Annotated in this window: 18 protein-coding genes and 1 pseudogene; 5 read left to right on the top strand and 14 right to left on the bottom strand. The window is 68.4% G+C overall.

The window, feature by feature from the left end:
• The first annotated feature begins 8 nt into the window (after positions 1-8).
• Positions 9-437, top strand: a complete 429-nt coding sequence (gene tnpA, locus ABR737_RS28675) for an IS200/IS605 family transposase (protein ID WP_350253385.1) — start codon at positions 9-11, stop codon at positions 435-437.
• A 96-nt stretch (positions 438-533) separates the two neighbouring features.
• Here the strand turns inward: tnpA and ABR737_RS28670 are convergent, their stop codons facing one another.
• The 6 genes from ABR737_RS28670 to ABR737_RS28645 all read right to left on the bottom strand — a co-directional run bounded on the left by ABR737_RS28670 (position 534) and on the right by ABR737_RS28645 (position 3,703).
• Positions 534-920 carry a class I SAM-dependent methyltransferase gene (locus tag ABR737_RS28670; protein WP_350253384.1) on the bottom strand — a complete coding sequence of 129 codons (387 nt, stop codon included), beginning with the start codon at positions 918-920 and terminating at the stop codon, positions 534-536.
• On the bottom strand, positions 917-1,336 hold the full coding sequence (locus tag ABR737_RS28665; protein ID WP_350253382.1) for an ATP-grasp domain-containing protein: 420 nt from the start codon (positions 1,334-1,336) through the stop codon (positions 917-919). Before ABR737_RS28665 ends, ABR737_RS28670 begins: the two co-directional genes overlap by 4 nt.
• A 163-nt stretch (positions 1,337-1,499) precedes the next feature.
• Positions 1,500-2,138 carry a hypothetical protein gene (locus ABR737_RS28660; protein WP_350253381.1) on the bottom strand — a complete coding sequence of 213 codons (639 nt, stop codon included), beginning with the start codon at positions 2,136-2,138 and terminating at the stop codon, positions 1,500-1,502.
• On the bottom strand, positions 2,135-2,371 hold the full coding sequence (locus ABR737_RS28655) for a hypothetical protein (protein ID WP_350253379.1): 237 nt from the start codon (positions 2,369-2,371) through the stop codon (positions 2,135-2,137). Before ABR737_RS28655 ends, ABR737_RS28660 begins: the two co-directional genes overlap by 4 nt.
• A 103-nt stretch (positions 2,372-2,474) precedes the next feature.
• Positions 2,475-3,437 (bottom strand): XRE family transcriptional regulator, encoded by a 963-nt coding sequence (locus ABR737_RS28650; RefSeq protein WP_350253378.1) that lies wholly within the window; start codon positions 3,435-3,437, stop codon positions 2,475-2,477.
• A gap of 11 nt (positions 3,438-3,448) precedes the next feature.
• Entirely contained in the window at positions 3,449-3,703 is a 255-nt protein-coding gene (locus tag ABR737_RS28645; protein ID WP_350253376.1) for a helix-turn-helix domain-containing protein, read from the bottom strand.
• 158 nt (positions 3,704-3,861) lie between these two features.
• On the opposite strand from ABR737_RS28645, the pseudogene ABR737_RS28640 reads away from it, so the two are divergent.
• A pseudogene (locus ABR737_RS28640) lies at positions 3,862-4,330 on the top strand (NUDIX domain-containing protein).
• A gap of 79 nt (positions 4,331-4,409) precedes the next feature.
• Here the strand turns inward: ABR737_RS28640 and cutA are convergent.
• The gene (cutA, locus tag ABR737_RS28635) at positions 4,410-4,733 is read right to left on the bottom strand and encodes a divalent-cation tolerance protein CutA (protein ID WP_350253375.1); all 324 of its coding nucleotides are present in this window, start codon (positions 4,731-4,733) and stop codon (positions 4,410-4,412) included.
• Positions 4,734-5,147: 414 nt separating this feature from the next.
• On the opposite strand from cutA, the gene ABR737_RS28630 reads away from it, so the two are divergent.
• From ABR737_RS28630 to ABR737_RS28620, 3 genes are all read left to right on the top strand, one after another.
• Positions 5,148-5,303, top strand: coding sequence for a tryptorubin family RiPP precursor (locus ABR737_RS28630; protein ID WP_350253374.1), 156 nt, complete (start codon positions 5,148-5,150; stop codon positions 5,301-5,303).
• Between the two features lie 77 nt (positions 5,304-5,380).
• Complete coding sequence (locus ABR737_RS28625; RefSeq protein WP_350253372.1) at positions 5,381-6,433, top strand: cytochrome P450; 1,053 nt, start codon at positions 5,381-5,383, stop codon at positions 6,431-6,433.
• 66 nt (positions 6,434-6,499) lie between these two features.
• Positions 6,500-6,943: a GNAT family N-acetyltransferase gene (locus tag ABR737_RS28620; RefSeq protein WP_350253371.1), complete on the top strand. Its 444-nt coding sequence runs from the start codon at positions 6,500-6,502 to the stop codon at positions 6,941-6,943.
• A gap of 61 nt (positions 6,944-7,004) precedes the next feature.
• On the opposite strand, the gene ABR737_RS28615 is transcribed toward ABR737_RS28620, so the two are convergent.
• From ABR737_RS28615 to ABR737_RS28585, 7 genes are all read right to left on the bottom strand, one after another.
• Positions 7,005-7,424 (bottom strand): cytidine deaminase, encoded by a 420-nt coding sequence (locus tag ABR737_RS28615; RefSeq protein ID WP_350253370.1) that lies wholly within the window; start codon positions 7,422-7,424, stop codon positions 7,005-7,007.
• The gene (locus tag ABR737_RS28610) at positions 7,421-8,701 is read right to left on the bottom strand and encodes an ABC transporter permease (protein ID WP_350253369.1); all 1,281 of its coding nucleotides are present in this window, start codon (positions 8,699-8,701) and stop codon (positions 7,421-7,423) included. The genes ABR737_RS28615 and ABR737_RS28610 overlap by 4 nt, the downstream gene beginning before the upstream one ends.
• Positions 8,698-9,831: an ABC transporter permease gene (locus ABR737_RS28605; RefSeq protein ID WP_350256950.1), complete on the bottom strand. Its 1,134-nt coding sequence runs from the start codon at positions 9,829-9,831 to the stop codon at positions 8,698-8,700. Before ABR737_RS28605 ends, ABR737_RS28610 begins: the two co-directional genes overlap by 4 nt.
• A 56-nt stretch (positions 9,832-9,887) precedes the next feature.
• Positions 9,888-11,507: an ABC transporter ATP-binding protein gene (locus tag ABR737_RS28600; RefSeq protein WP_350253368.1), complete on the bottom strand. Its 1,620-nt coding sequence runs from the start codon at positions 11,505-11,507 to the stop codon at positions 9,888-9,890.
• A 260-nt stretch (positions 11,508-11,767) separates the two neighbouring features.
• Positions 11,768-12,799 (bottom strand): BMP family lipoprotein, encoded by a 1,032-nt coding sequence (locus ABR737_RS28595; protein ID WP_350253367.1) that lies wholly within the window; start codon positions 12,797-12,799, stop codon positions 11,768-11,770.
• A 277-nt stretch (positions 12,800-13,076) separates the two neighbouring features.
• Complete coding sequence (locus ABR737_RS28590) at positions 13,077-14,348, bottom strand: amidohydrolase (protein WP_350253366.1); 1,272 nt, start codon at positions 14,346-14,348, stop codon at positions 13,077-13,079.
• Positions 14,349-14,497: 149 nt separating this feature from the next.
• Complete coding sequence (locus tag ABR737_RS28585) at positions 14,498-15,709, bottom strand: hypothetical protein (RefSeq protein WP_350253365.1); 1,212 nt, start codon at positions 15,707-15,709, stop codon at positions 14,498-14,500.
• Positions 15,710-15,724 lie beyond the last annotated feature (15 nt).

Here is a 15,724-nt window from a genome sequence, read left to right as displayed (position 1 = left end):
TTTGGTTCATGTCACCGAGATGGAACCCCAATCCCGACGTACGTACCGGACGTCACGTCGTCTGCAACCTGCATGTCCACTTGGTTTTCGTCACGAAGTACCGGCGCAAGGCTATGACGGACGCCATGCTCACGCGCTGTGAGGAGATCATGCGGGAGGTCTGCGAGGACTTCGAGTCCGAACTCAAGCAGTTCAACGGCGAGGACGACCACGTGCACCTCCTGGTGCACTACCCGCCCAAGGTCCAGCTCTCCAAGCTGGTGAACTCCCTCAAGGGCGTCTCGGCCCGCCTGCTGCGCAAGGAGTACGACAGCCACGTCCGCCGGTACCTGTGGGGCGGACACTTCTGGTCCGGCTCCTACTTCGCCGGAAGCTGCGGCGGCGCACCGCTGACCGTCGTAAAGCAGTACATCGAGAACCAGAAACGGCCTGTCTGACCGTCGCCCCGCAGGCGCAGAGAACTCCGGCGCTACGCGCCTCCGGGCCAGGGATGCGCTTCACCTCCGCCCTCAAGGACGGAGCACTGCGCAAGATCAGAGGTAGACCTCATCCCCTTCGTGCACGTCGAGGGCGTCGAGCATGTCCGCCATGAGGCCCGGCGCGGTTGAGGATGACGTAGGTACGCCGGTCACTCCGCCGGGGGCGGCTTGCTCGGCATGTACACCGTCCACTTCGGTGATGAGGGAGTCGTCCGTGTACACGGCGTCGAGCCATGCCTCCGCGTCACCGTCGGTGATCCGCCAGGGGATGAACCGTTCACCCTGGCGCCGGTAGAAGGCAGGGACGAACGGATGCCGGGGGACGTTGAGAAACGCTTCTGCCAGAGGCGACGACAGCACCACGCCTCCGCGGTCGATCTGCCGGGTGAGTGAGACACGTGCCCGGATAACGTGCTGTTCGTCCTCGAGGACCTGCGTCACAGGGCAGCTCCTTCCAAGTAGTCACAGATCGCGGCCGTGATCGGCAGTCCGGTCGGCTGCTCGATGAATCCGTACTGCCCGTTCGGGTTGACCTCCAGAAATCGCCATTGCCCCTCCGGCGTCACCACGAAGTCGAACGCGCCATACGGCAGGGCGAGCCGTTCCAGCATCCGCCGCACGCCGGCGGCCACCTCGGACGGCGGGTCACAGACCTTATAGGTATGGCTGTCGTAGTCACTGCGCCAGTCGATGTGGCCGGCGTCCGAGTCGGCATGGATCTCGGCCGCGAAGATCTCGCCGTCGACGACCGTCAACCGCACCTCGTACGCCTTGGGTACCCACTCCTGGAACATATGGGCGGTGGTGGCGATGGCCTCATGAGGGAGGTCGTCAGGGTTGACGACACTCGCGTACACGGCGGCAGTCTGCTCCGGCGGGCCGACACTCCTCAACTGTGGTGGGCATTGCTTCCCCTTTTCTCGAATTTCTTTCGATGGATGGATTCCGGTGGTGGATCTCGGCGGATGGATTCCGGTGGCGCCAGCGCAACCGACTGCCTGCCTGCGCACCGTGCCGGGCTCAGCCGAACGACTCCGCCGGAAGCCGAGGCCCGGCATCTTCGCCGTTGATGTCGTGGTCGCTCGGAGCTTCATCGGCATCGGGGCCGTCACCGTCGGCATTGGGGCCCTCGTCGTCCGGCACGGGCAGGCGCGCGCCTCTGCTCTTCGCCACCCGGTGCACGTTGGCGAGCGAGCTGGCCAATTCCACGGCCAGCAGGTGAAGTTCTCCGGGCGTCCACGTCCGGGCGGCAAAGACGCGGCGCGCTTCGTCCATGAGGTCGGCGGCGGAGTCGAGCTGCTCCGCCTCCACGTTGTCGGCGAGCCGCGACACGTAGCTGGTCCCGTCGCCCACGAGGAAACACGGCTTCCCGTCCGGGCTCGACAGCCCCTCTCTTCCGCCGGGCACACGGGCAAGCACGAGGGTCGGCGCGTCCTCACACCTCACGGTGGGCAGACAGCCGAAGGACCGGTGACGCCCTCGTGCGGGCAGTAACAGCCGCAGCAGCGATTCGAAGATCCTGGCGATAGTCTTCGCCATGTCGTCAACCTCCCAGGGGTTGATGGCCACGCCCCCGGACGCAGCAACGTCGCGGGGGTCTTTGTTGGCGGGCAGGGCTTGGGGTGTTCGCGACATCCTCAAGCCGGATTGGCTGATCACCGCGCGCCTTCCGGGCGCTGAGGCCACGATGCGTGGGTGGGGGCGCCGAGGGCCTCCACGAGCGAGGCAAGCAGCAATGCTGCATCCGCGCGCGACAGAACGAGGTCAACAGTGCCGCGGTGCTCATCGACGGCGTACAGGGCCAGCGGTACGCGGATCTCTCCCGTGACGCCGTCGCCGGAGGGCGGTTCACCCCGGCGGGTCGATGCGTGCAATCGGGCGCCCGGATTCATGTGTCACCCCGTTCGGTCGGCGCGGAGGCAGGTGCGCCACCGTAGGGGCCGGTGCAAGGGAAAAGGGGACAGATTGTCCCCCTGTCCCTGTATGTCCCTCTGGTCAGGCGGTCGCGGCCCCGACGGCCTCGGCCAGCCGCCCAGCGTCCTTACGCATCGCGCGCGGCGCGGAGCGCCACAGATCGGCGGCCACGACACGGGCGGACGGCGTGTAGGTGACGGTCTCGGCACCGATCCGGTGGGCCATCTGCATCACATGCAGGGCGGCGGTCCGGTCACCGCGCTGTAGGTGCCCTCGGGCGACTTCCACCCACAGCCGGGCACGCCGCTCGCGGGAGGGCATCACATCCGGATCAAGGTCGTCAGCGAGCCCAAGGGCCTTTTGCGCCTTGCGCAGATCGGTCGCGACGCTGACAGCGTGGAAATCGACATTGGCCCGGCCGAACACGGTGGAGGGATGGACGTACGAGGCGGGTAAGGACTTCGCCGCCTGGTCGCCCTTGTCCCAGTACCGCCACGCGTCTCCCTCGCGGCCCTCTCGCGCCACCGTGACCGCGGCGTGCAGCTGAAGCGCACCGTAGATGCCGCGCCAGTCGTCGGGAGCGTCATCGAGGTGCGGCCGGATGAGGTCGGCGGCCTCAGCGACGATGCGCAACGCCTCCTCCGGATACGACGTTTCGCGCAGGATGTTGCCCATGTTCCAAGCGGCGGCAGCTATGGCGGCAGGCTGGTCAGCGTCCTGCGCAGCGGACAGGGCACGGTCGGCGACGACCCACGCCAGCTCGGCGGGAGCGACGTAGGCGGTGGCCTGGCCCGTGAGCCGGTATACGTCGGACAACGCCACCAGGGCGGCACGGCGCTGGTCACCGTCGAGCGCCCGCACGGCGGCTTCCCCGTCGCGGATGAGGCCGGGGAGCAAGGCCCCCACCTCGGTGCGGTTGCGATCGGTGGTGTGCCACAGGCGCCATGTCTGGTCGACGCGCCCTTGCAGCACAGCCGGTTCGAGGGGGCCCCTGGCCACGGTGGTCAGGGACCGGTTCATCACCGCGGTCCAGATCTCAGGCATGGCCGGATGGTTCAGCCTGCGAGCGGCACCAGCTGCGCCGGGCCGTCGCTGTTCCCGGTGAGAACGGAGAGGTCGGACACCTGAAGCGCGGCACCGAGGCGCAACAGCAGGGTATGGGAACCGAGTTCACGTTCGCCGGTCTCGATCTTCTTCAGCCAGTCCGGGCCACGCCCGCAGAGGTGGGCGAGGGCGGCACGAGTCATACCGCGCGACTCCCGCAGAACCCTGATCCGCTCGCCGGTGCCGAGCTCGTCCGACAGATCCATGCGTGCCCCCTCTGGGTGGCGTAGCCGTCCCAGCCAGCGTACGGCCCGTACGGGGTCCGTGGGCAGATACCCGGGGCAGAGCTAAAGGCGCGGGTGTGCAATCCCGAGTGCGTAGAAGAACTGTGGAAGGGGCTCTCCGGTGCGGGAAGGCGGCGGCGATGAGTAGGCGCGACTACGAGAACGACCCTCATGCCCCTGCCGCGAACAGCTTGGTTCCGGTGGCATCTGCGGTTGTGGTCGACGACTCCGGGCGCGTCCTGCTTCAGCGTCGGCGCGACAACGACATGTGGGCACTTCCCGGTGGGGCCATGAATATTGGCGAGTCACTGCCGGACTGCCCAGTTCGGGAGACCCGCGAAGAGACCGGGTTCCATGTCGAAGTCGTAGGAATCGTGGGCACCTACACCAACCCCCCATCACGTCTTCGCCTACGACGATGGCGAAGTGCGGCAGGAATTATCCATCTGCTTCCTGGCGAGACCGTTGGGCGGGCAGCTGGCGGTGTCCGAAGAATCCACGGACGTCCGGTGGTTTGAGCCCGGAGAGAGTGATGCGCTTCCGATGGTGCCCAGCATCCGAAAGCGCCTCAACGACTGGCGCGACGGCAACATGCCCGCCACACGCTGAAATCGCCCCTGCGCCAGCTCAGCTCTCACCGGCGAACTGCCCGAGATGACCGAGGTATGGAACTGGCCCGGGCCTGACGTCAGTCCAGTGCCGTGGTTGTCTCCAGCCAGCGCAGATAGCCATTCGCCCCGGCAACGATCGGCACTGCGGAGACTTCGGGGTTCTGCCAGGGGTGGTGCTTGAGCAGATGCGTCTCGACCTCGTGGTAACGGTCGGCACGAATCTTGAGGACGAGTTGCCATTCTTCGCCTGAGCCGAACTCGCCCTGGTGCCAGAACACCGACCCGACGGGGCCGACGATCTGCGCACCGGCTGCGAGCCGTGCAGAGACGACCGACTGCGCCAGCTTCACCGCCGCTTCGCGGTTCTCCGTTGCCGTGGACACCTGAAGAAAGTCAGTCATGCGGCGACTGTAGTGGCGAAGTGGCAACAGGCCCCATCGCGAACTGCCCGCAGTGGCCGAGGGACTGGAACTGATCCGGGCCTGAGGGCCAGTTGACGACCGACTGCGCCGGCTTCACCACCGCTTCACGGTTTTCCGTGTTGGAGAGCCGCCGCGCCGGAGCAGGGACCGGAGACCTTCGACCCGCCCCTATAGAACATGTTCATGTCATACATATGCGACTAAACCACCTCATTCGACGCCATCCACTCTCTTTTGATACCCGTATTGGGCGCTAATGAGTTAATTAGGGATGATTTGCCGAGATGCGAATGCGGATGAATTCGAAACGCGAATGAGGCAATTCAGCTAGTGATGTGGATCACTTGACACATTCACCGAATAGGTCTTCACTTTCCACGGCAGTTGAAATTAATGCCGGGAATTCCGCCCGGTCTCTACATCTTCTGCCGTCGCATAAGTATCCCGTTCGCCACGCAAATGGAGGTGCTCATGAAACTCGTTCGCATCGTCAAGAAGTTCCGTCCGGAAAAGAGCCTCAAGGCATACGCCTGGTACGGCTGGATTTAATTAGACAGCTTCCCTGCCGGGCTCGCGTCGGTCAGGAATTCTGGCCGGCGCGAGCTGCCTACCCACGGAGTTCAGCCATGCCTATGCACCGCGTCGGCGAGAGCGGTCGGGTCATCGAGTTCGCGCCGAGAATCGACGAACTGTTAAGTCGTTATCGTGGTGCGTCGCTTTTTCGTCTGGAGTCCGACACGATCGGGGTATCCGGCGCCGAGCTGATGGACCGCTTACTCTGCAGCAGGCCGGCCAACGCGGAGGAGAGGCCCACCTTCAAACCCGTCCAGGGGCGGCTCGTTACCCGTACGGATGCGTCCACTTTTATGCAAGCCGTGGGCTCGGACGTGCGGAACGCGCTGCAACGTCCCCTCGATGAGGCGGTCGACCTGACCGGCCGGTGGCCGCACGTGGCGCATGTTTATCTGCGGAATCTCGTTTTCGGGAACGAACGTCTGCGATTCCGGGTTCTGGTCGACCGCAGGCTGGAGTTGACGCCGAAACTGACCTGGTCGGCCGTCGCCTCCGGTGCCGCTTTGCTGGGCAGGCCCGGGCAGGACGTGCCGCTGTCGAAACTTGCCGCTCTCGTGCTCGATTCCAAGACCTACGGTGACCGGCGCTATGCCATGTACCTGTATCGGCGGGTGGCAGCACCAGTGTGCTTCACCGTATCCGCGCTGGTCACCAACGCCCTGTGGCTCGGGGCTCCGTTCAGCGATGACGTATCGAATCGGAACATCCTCCTTGAGGCACTCCGACTGCTTCCCCCCTCATGGAACATCTTGCGAATGGCTTCTCCGGAGTTCTCGGACGTGGACGCACGGATCGGCCCGAAAGACGATGTCCTGTTGCTTCCCCTGCTGAGCCACCGCGACCCCAATCTCTGGGACGAACCCGACGCGTTTCATCCCGACCGCTGGGAAGAGCTGGACGGAGACAACCACCCCGGATATCTCCCCTTCGGCCACGTAAGCGAACGATGCTGGGGCCGGCATATGGTCCTGCCCCTGGCCGAACGGCTCCTGGACATCGTGCGCCGGGACGGACTGGTGGTGAGTCCGGGCCAGACCAGGGGGAAGGTCGAACTCGACGGATTGCTCGAAGTGTCCGAAGTGCAGATGACTCGACCGATGCCGTGACGGCCTGACCATTCGTCCCACCTGAACGGAGTTGACGTGCGGGAGGGACTCGGCTGTTCTGCTGCGATGTCTGATCTTCGTATTCAGCAGCCGGAGGGCGATGCTGCCCTCAAGGACTGGCAGTACGTCCACAACGTGATCATCCCTACCCACCTCCTCTCGCTGGAGGAGGTACGGGAACGGGCGCAGCGTCACCACTTGGAGGTCGCGTATGCCGGTGACGAGCTCATCGGGTGCAGCACGGTGCGTCCGCCTGCCGATGACGCGCTGACGGTGACCGTGATCGCCCGTGTGCTGGAAGCTCATCGTGGTCAGGGGTTCGGGGAGGAGCTGTATGCGCACGGGCTCAGCAGGGCGCGGGAGTTGGGCGCCGAAGTGATCGAGACCGTGGTGCTGTCCTCCAACGAGGACGGGCTGCGGTTCGCGCGCAAGCACGGGTTTGTCGAGATCGAGCGCTATCTGCTGCCGGGGGACAGCATTCCCTGGATCGACCTGCGTCTTGCCCGGTGAGCGGGTGGTGCCGGGGGCGGTGGGTGGCGGGGATGGAGTCACCGGCACCCACCGCTCCCCGTCACCCCCTCAAATGCCCCGCCCCGAACGCATCCGGCAGCAGCTCCGAGAGCGGACGGATGCCCGCCATCGTGTCCACCAGGAGGTCGGGGCCGCCGTGTTCGTGAAGGAGTTGGCGGCAGCGGCCGCACGGGACGAGGAGGGCGCCCGTGCCGTCCACGCAGGTGAAGGCGGTCAGCCGGGGTGCGGGCCCGTCACCGTCGGACCGGCCCGCGAACAGCTCGGAGATCAGGCCGCATTCGGCGCAGAGGGCCAGGCCGTAGGAGGCGTTCTCGACGTTGCAGGCGGCGATGGTGCGGCCGTCGTCCACAAGGGCGGCGGCGCCGACGGGGTAGCCGGAATAAGGGGCGTAGGCCCGGGACATCGCGTCCCGGGCCTGCGCGCGCAGTGCGGTCCAGTCGACCGGCACCGGTGGTGTCATCTGCCTTGTCCTCGGCGGTAGGGCCTGCCGTTCGCCTTCGGGGGCCGCAGTCGCTGGGCGGAGAGGGCGAGGACGAGCAGGGTGGCGATGTACGGGCTCGCCTCGACCAGTTCGAGCGGAACGGTGTCGGCCAGGAAGTACCAGCCTATGAGGACGACCGCGGCCACCGCCGACAGCGCGGCCTGGGTGCGCTTGGCGGCGCGCAGCTTGAGCAGCGCGATCACCGCGAGCAGGGCTGCCAGGCCCAGCAGCAGGGCGTGGACGGTCGGGCCGCCGCTGCGCAGCTGCATGGCGTCCATGAAGCCGAACAGGCCCGCGCCCATCGCGACGCCGCCGGGACGCCAGTTGCCGAAGATCATCGTGGCGAGACCGATGTAGCCGCGGCCGCCGGTCTGCCCGTCCTGGTAGAAGTGCACCCCGATGGAGAGGAAGGCACCGCCGAGGCCGGCCAGGGCGCCGGAGACCAGCACCGCCGCGTACTTGTACGAGTAGACGTTGACGCCCAGGGACTCGGCCGAGACCGGGGCCTCGCCGCAGGAGCGCAGCCGCAGACCGAACGAGGAGCGCCACAGCAGGTAGAAGGTGCCGGCGAACAGGCCGATGGTGAGCAGGGTCAGCCAGGAGACGTTGGTGACCGCCGCGCCGAGGATGCCGGCGACGTCGGAGACCAGGAACCAGTGGTGGCCCTCGAGGGAGTTGAGCCAGTCCGACAGGCCGGGGACGGTGAAGCTCGGCATGTCGGGCATCGGCGGGGACTGCTTGTCGTTGCCGCCGGCGGCCATTGCCGCGCTGCCCTCCTGGCCGAACCACAGGGTGGCCAGGTACTGGGTGGCACCGAGCGCCAGGATGTTGACCGCGACGCCGGAGACGATGTGGTCGACGCCGAAGGTGACGGTGGCGACGGCGTGGATCAGGCCGCCGAGCGCGCCGCCGGCGATGCCGGCCAGGGCCGCGGCCCAGGGGCCGTGCTCCCAGCCGACCCACCCGGCCGCGAACGAGCCGAGCATCATCATGCCTTCGAGGCCGATGTTGACCACGCCGGCCCGCTCGGACCACAGGCCGCCCAGGCCCGCCAGGCCGATCGGCACGGCGGCGCTCAGTGCGGCGCCGAACTGGCCGGTGGAGGTGAGGTCAGCGGTGCCGGTGACGGCCCGCAGGACGGAGAGCGCGACCAGCGCGCCGGCGATGATCAGCAGGATCCAGGGGTAGGTCAGCTTGCGCCGCCCGCTCTTCCCGGGGACCGCGAGCTTCGTCGCGGTCTTGAGGTCCGTACTCACGCCGACACCTCCGGCTTGTCGCTCTTGTCAGACTTGTCGGTGTTGGCCGTGCGGGACAGGGCGGCCAGCTCCTCGCCGACCTTGCGCTGCTGCAGGCGCAGCCCGTAGCGGCGCACGATCTCGTAGGCGATGACGACGCAGAGCACGATGACGCCCTGGATGACGCCGACGATCTCCTGCGCGTAGCCCTCGAACTCCAGGCGGGAGCCGGTGCGGTCGAGGAACGCCCACAGCAGGGCGCCGAAGGCCATCCCGACCGGGTGGTTGCGGCCGAGCAGGGCGATGGCGATACCGGTGAAGCCGATGCCGGCCGGGAAGTCCGTACCGTACTGGAAGGACTCGCCGAGCAAGGTGGGCATGCCGACCAGGCCGGCCGCGGCACCCGACAGCAGCATGCTGCTGACGACCATGCGCTTGACGCTGACACCGCTGGCCTCGGCGGCCGACTCGGAGGCGCCCACGGCGCGCAGGTCGAAGCCGAAGCGGGTGCGGTTGATGCCGAACCAGTACAGCGCGCCGGCCAGCACCGCGATCACCACGAAGCCGTAGACCGGCTTGGGGTGGGTCGGGAAGGAGAAGAAGTGGCTGGATTCCGGGAGGAACTTGGTGTGCAGGAGGTTGCCGTCCTTGATGGCGAGGCGGCCGTCCTGCAGGAAGTAGCCGATGATCGAGGCGGCGATGGCGTTCAGCATGATCGTGGTGATCACTTCGCTGACGCCGCGGGTGGTCTTCAGCAGACCCGCGATGCCCGACCAGAGGGCGCCCACCAGCATCGCGATGACGATGAGCAGGATGATCTGGATCGCGCCGGGGAGGGCGATGGCCCCGCCCACCGCGGCGGCCGCGAAGGCCGCCAGGCGGTACTGGCCGTCGACGCCGATGTTGAAGAGGTTCATCCGGAAGCCGATGGCCACCGCCAGCGCCGAAAGGTAGTACGGCACCGCCTTGTTGATGATCCAGACCTGGCTGTCGCTGTAGTGGCCGTAGTCGGCCATGATCCCGTAAGCCCGGAAGGGGTTCTCGCCGGACGCGAGGAACACCAGGGACGAGATCACTATCGCGGCGACGATGGCCAGGACGGGCGCGGCGATCGCGAGGATCACCTTGTCGCGGGTGGCGCTCTTGGCGATGGCCTTGACGGCGGGGTTCGTGGCGGGGCCCTTGGTGGAGCTGTTCGTGGAAGTGCTCACTTCTGGTCACCGCCCTGCTCGCCGGCGCCGTTCGACTCGTCGGCTCCGTTCGACGCACCGTTTTCCGACGCGCCGTCTTCCGACGCTCCGTTTTCCGACGCGCCGTCTTGGGACGCGCGGTCTTCCGGCGCGCCGTCTTCCGACGTGGTGAGGTGGCCGCTGGCGGCACCGGTCATGGCGGAGCCCAACTCCTCCGGGGTGATGACGGCGGGGTCCGCGTCCGCGACCAGCCGGCCCCGGTACATCACCCGCAGAGTGTCGGACAGCCCGATCAGCTCGTCCAGGTCGGCAGAGATCAGCAGCACCGCCAGGCCCTCGCGCCGCGCCTCGCGAATCTGTTCCCAGATCTGCGCCTGCGCGCCGACGTCGACCCCGCGGGTGGGGTGGGCGGCGATCAGGAGCTTGGGCCGGTGGCTCATCTCGCGGCCGACGATCAGCTTCTGCTGGTTGCCGCCGGAGAGCGAGGACGCGGTGACCTCGATGCCGGGGGTGCGCACGTCGTACTCGGCGACGATGCGCGCGGTGTCCTTGCGGGCACCGGCCAGGTCGAGCAGCTTGCCCTTGCTGTTGGGCCGCTCGGTGACATGGCCCAGGATGCGGTTCTCCCACAGCGGGGCTTCCAGCAGCAGGCCGTGGCGGTGGCGGTCCTCGGGGATGTAGCCGACGCCGCCCTCGCGCCGGGCGCGGGTGGAGGCCCCGGACAGGTCCGTGCCGTCCAGGGTGACGGTGCCGTGGTCGGGGGTGCGGGTCCCCATGACGGCCTCGACGAGCTCGGCCTGGCCGTTGCCCTCGACACCGGCGACGCCCAGCACCTCGCCCTTGTGGATGGTGAAGGAGATGCCGTCCAGAACGGTGCGGACCACCCCGTCGGAGTCGGTCGCGGAGAGGTGGAGATCGCGTACGCGCAGCATCTCCTCGTCCGTGACGGTCGACTCGCGGGTCTCCGGGGACGGCAGTTCGCTGCCGACCATCAGCTCGGCGAGCTGCTTGGGCGTGGTCGCGGACGGCTCGACCGACGCCACGGTCGTCCCGCGGCGTATGACGGTGATGTCGTCGGCGACCGACAGCACCTCGCCCAGCTTGTGCGAGATGAAGATGACGGTCAGGCCCTCGGACTTGAGCTCGCGCAGGTTGTCGAAGAGCGCATCGACCTCCTGCGGGACCAGGACGGCGGTCGGCTCGTCGAGGATGAGGGTGCGGGCGCCGCGGTAGAGGACCTTGAGGATCTCCACCCGCTGTCGGTCGGCGACTCCCAGGTCCTCGACCAGCACGTCCGGCCGGATGTGGAGCCCGTAGGCGTCGGAGAGCTCCGCTATCTTCGCGCGGGCGCCGGCGCCGATGCCGTGCAGCTTCTCCGCGCCGAGGACGGTGTTCTCCAGGACGGTGAGGTTGTCGGCCAGCATGAAGTGCTGGTGGACCATGCCGATGCCGCGGGCGATGGCGTCGCCCGGGGTGTGCAGGGTGACCTGCTCGCCGTCCAGCTCGATGGTGCCCTCGTCCGGCTTCTGCATGCCGTAGAGGATCTTCATCAGGGTGGACTTGCCGGCACCGTTCTCGCCGCAGAGGGCGTGGACGGTACCGCGGCGCACGGTGAGGTGGATGTCGTGGTTGGCCACGACGCCGGGGAACCTTTTGGTGATTCCGCGGAGTTCTACAGCGGGGGCGTCCGGGACGGCCCGGCCACTGCTCGTGGATGCTGCGTTGATGGCGCACTCCCCTCGGGGATGACGGTGCGGAAAGGACGAAGAACGAGGAAGAACGAGAAAGCGGGACCGGAAGGTCACAGGGGGACGCGGGGACCGCCCCCGGGGCCGGCGCTTCGGCTCCCCGGGGTGGATCGTCGTCCCTGACTACGGCGCCTGGTCACGGCGTCTGACTACGGCGTCTCCTTGACCTTCACCTTGCCCTCGATGATCTTCTTCCGGGCCGCGTCGACCTGCGGCTGGATGTCCTTGATGAAGCCGCCCGAGGTGGCGAGCGAGACGCCCTGGTGCTTGAGGTCGTAGGCGTGGATGCCGGTCAGCGGCTTGTGGTCCTCGTAGCTCTTGATCAGGTCGAAGACGGCCACATCGACGTTCTTCACGACCGAGGTCAGGATGTGGCTCTTGTACTTCGCCAGACCGGGCTGCTGGTACTGGTCGGAGTCCACCCCGATCGCCCAGACGCCCTTGTGCTTGCTGACCTCTTCGATCGAGCCGGCGCCCGACTGCCCGGCCGCCGTGTAGATCACGTCGATACCGCTGTCGGTCATGCCCGCGGCCTTGGCCTTGGCGGCGGCCGGGTCGTTGAAGCCCTTGTCGTTGTTCGGGTAGAGGTACTGCGAGACGACCTTGGCCTTCGGGTCGGTGTCGCGTACGCCCTGCTCGAAGCCGGCCTGGAACTTCTGGATCAGTGCGTTGTTCACGCCACCGATGAAGCCCACCTTGTGGGTCTTGCTCTTCAGCGCCGCGGCGACGCCGGCCAGGTAGGAGCCCTCGTGCTCGGCGAAGACCATGGCATCGACGTTCTTGCCCTGCGGCACGGCGTCCACGACACCGAAGCTGGTATCGGGGAAGTCCTTGGCGACGTTCTGCACGGACTGGCTGTAGGCGAAGCCGACGCCGATGACCGGGTTGTAACCGGCCTCGGCGAAGGACGACAGCCGTTGCTCGCGGTCCGCCTCGGTCTCGCCGTTCTTGGCAGTGAGCATCTTGACGTTGACGCCCAGCTTCTTCCGGGCGTTCTCGGTACCGCGGGCGGCCGCCTCGTTGAACGAGTGGTCGTCCCGGCCGCCGATGTCGAAGGCCAGTCCGACGCCCGCGTGCTTGGCGCGATTGGCCTCGGCGAAGCTCTGTCCGCACGCGGTGGCGGTGAACGCGAGACACGTGGTGGCGGTAGCCGCGGCGGCAATCCTGATGACCCGACGCACGGGGCCTTCCCTTCGCTCTAAGCGCCCCCTTTGGCGCTGGCTTGTGGGAGATTAACGCGCGTAGACCTGGCGCAAAACCCTCCACTGCGTGGACGTTACCGATTCGAGGCGTAGGGCACGTCGGGGAACCGGGGGCGGCCGATATGCGAAGCCCGTCCCGGCTGGCTGCCGAAACGGGCTGATATCCGCTCTTAAGGGTCAGTGGACGGTTATAGGGACCGGCCCGAGGGGGCAGAGCCGGGCAGCACCGCCACGAGCGGTCCCGGGCGGTGTGGGCTCAGTCCGGAAGGTCCCCGTCAAGAAGCGCGCACGCGGTGAAGAGTTCCACGCCGGCCTTGATGGCCTGTTCGTCGACGTCGAAGTCGCCGCGGTGCAGGTCGCGGCGGGTGGTATCGGCGGGCGGGTGGACGCCGAGGCGGGCCATGGCGCCGGGGACGTGTTCGAGGTACCAGGAGAAGTCCTCGCCGCCGAGGGACTGCTCGGTGTCCTCGATGGCGCCCTCGCCGCGGCGGGCGGCCATCGCGGAGTGCAGCAGCTGGACGGTGACCGGCTCGTTGACCACCGGTGGGACCCCGCGGACGTAGGTGATCTGCGACTTTGCGCCGTGCAGGGTGGCGATCTCGTCGATCGCGGCATGGACCAGGTCAGGGGCCTGCCTCCAGGCTTCGAGGTCGAGGCAGCGGACGGTGCCGGAGAGCTCGGCGTGCTGCGGGATCACATTGCAGGCGTGGCCGGAGGCCAGGCGGCCCCAGGTGACGGCGAGGCCGGCGCGGGCGTCGACCCGGCGGGACAGCAGCGCCGGGACGTCCAGGGCGACCCGGGAGGCGGCGGTGACCATGTCGGTGGTCAGGTGCGGGCGGGCGGTGTGGCCGCCGGGGCCGTCGAGTCCGACCTCCAGCCGGTCGCACGCGGAGGTGATCGCCCCCACCCGCAGCCCGATCCGGCCGGCGTCGACGCGCGGGTCGCAGTGCACGGCGAGGATCCGGCCGACGCCCTCCAGGGCGCCGGACTCGATCGCGTCGGGGGCGCCGCCGGGCAGCACCTCCTCGGCGGGCTGGAAGATCAGGCGGACCGGGCGGGGCAGAGCGCCGGTGCGGGCGAGCTCGGCGAGGACCAGGCCGGCGCCGAGGACGACGGTGGTGTGGACGTCGTGGCCGCAGGCGTGGGCGCGGCCGGGGACCGTCGAGGCGTAGTCGACGGTCTTGGTGTCCGGGATGGGCAGGGCGTCGATGTCCGCGCGCAGGGCCAGCAGGGGGCGGGCGGGGTCGGCGGCGAGCGCGCGTCCGTCCGCCGTCGCGGCCGGTGTGCCGATGTCACAGATCAGGCCGGTGCCGGTGGCCAGTACCCGGGGCCGCAGGCCGGCCCGCTCCAGCCGTTCCTTGAGCGCCGCGGTGGTCCGGAACTCCTGGTTGCCGAGCTCGGGGTGCATGTGCAAGTCGCGCCGGAACAGGCCGAGTTCGTCGCGCAGCGCGTCGGGGAGCGCACCGGGGAGCTGGTCCCCGGCGGGAGTACGGGCGGTGCCGGCATCGCGGGAGATCGAGTGGTTCACCTGTGGAAGGTTACGGCCCTGGATGGGGCAACTGTCCCTCGATCAACAAAAGTTCAGCCCGTTAGGGGAAGAAAATCTAGGCCGCTCGGCGCATGGACGGTTTATGCGAAGGGTATGCAGTAGGGCTTTCTGCGCGGCGGCGCCGGCCCTCAGCCGGTGGCCACCCGCTGCGTGTACGGCAGTCGCTGCACGTCGCGGGCGGTGCCGGTGACCCCGTCGAGAAAGCCCTGGGCGCGCGGTGAGGCGTGGGCCGTCAGCCACTCCGGGTCGATGTCGCAGACCGCGACCTTGACCTCGGTGCCCAGCAGGGCGAGCGGCAGGGTGTGCACGACGGTGGAGGGGAAGCTGACGATCAGCCGTCCGATGGGGCCGCGCCGGGCGATCAGTTCCAGTGGCAGGTCGGGGCGGACGATCTCCAGCCCGGTTTCCGCCACCAGCCGGCGCAGCTTGTCCGCGCTCTCCTTGCGGTGGGCGAAGTAGCGGGTGGCGCCGTGCGTACGGGCCAGGGCGGCGACGGCGGCCAGGTAGCGGTCGGCGTCCACGACCCCGGTCTCCACCAGCGAGGTGCCCACGATGTCGGCGGCGCGGGTGAGCCGGGGCGGGCCGAAGCGGCCGCGGGTCCAGGCGAACTCGTTGCTGGTGACCTCGACGCCCGGCAGTGCCTCGACGGGCATCGAGCTGAACAGGCCGACGGTGCGCCGGCCGCCCTCGGGCGCCGGGGTGAGCCGGCGCCGGGCGGTGGCCGAGAACGGCGCGAAGGCCAGGTCCCTCGCCCCGCGCCCGCTGCCGTTGCGGTGCCAGCGCACCAGCCGTTCACCGCGGGCGAGTTGGGAGATGAACTCCATGGTGGCGGTGCCGTCGTCGACGACGACCAGATCGCGCGCCCTGGTGAGGGTGAGCAGCAGCTGGACGTAGCGGGAGAACGGGTCGCCGATGACGATCCGGCGGGCGCGGCGCAGCAGCGGGGTGAGCCCGCCGATGGTGCGCATCGGCGCGGTGGGGCCGCCGCGGGCCTCTTCCCAGCGCACCGTATGGCCTTCGTCGCGGGCGAGTTCGGCCATCCGGCGCAGCTGTCCGCGGGTCATCGGGTCCTGCGGGGAGAGCACGACGACGGTGAGCGCGGTGGCCTGTGCCGTGTACGCCCATTCCAGGGTGTTCAGCAGCTGCACCGGGCTCTCGACGAAGGCGAGGGTGCCGGCGTCCCGGGCGGCGGCTTCCGGTCCGGCGCCGGTGCGTGCGGGCCGGGGGCGCTGCCGGGGCACCCCCAGGAGACGACGGGCGGGAGAACCCGTCGTCTCCTGGGGCGGGACCTCGGCGCCAGGTGTGACGGACCCGGCGCGGGTCCCTTCAGGTGAGCTCACCATCGCTCCCGTCGG

Source organism: Streptomyces sp. Edi2, from assembly GCF_040253635.1.
GTDB lineage: Bacteria > Actinomycetota > Actinomycetes > Streptomycetales > Streptomycetaceae > Streptomyces.
This window is presented reverse-complemented; position numbering and strand designations above follow the sequence as displayed.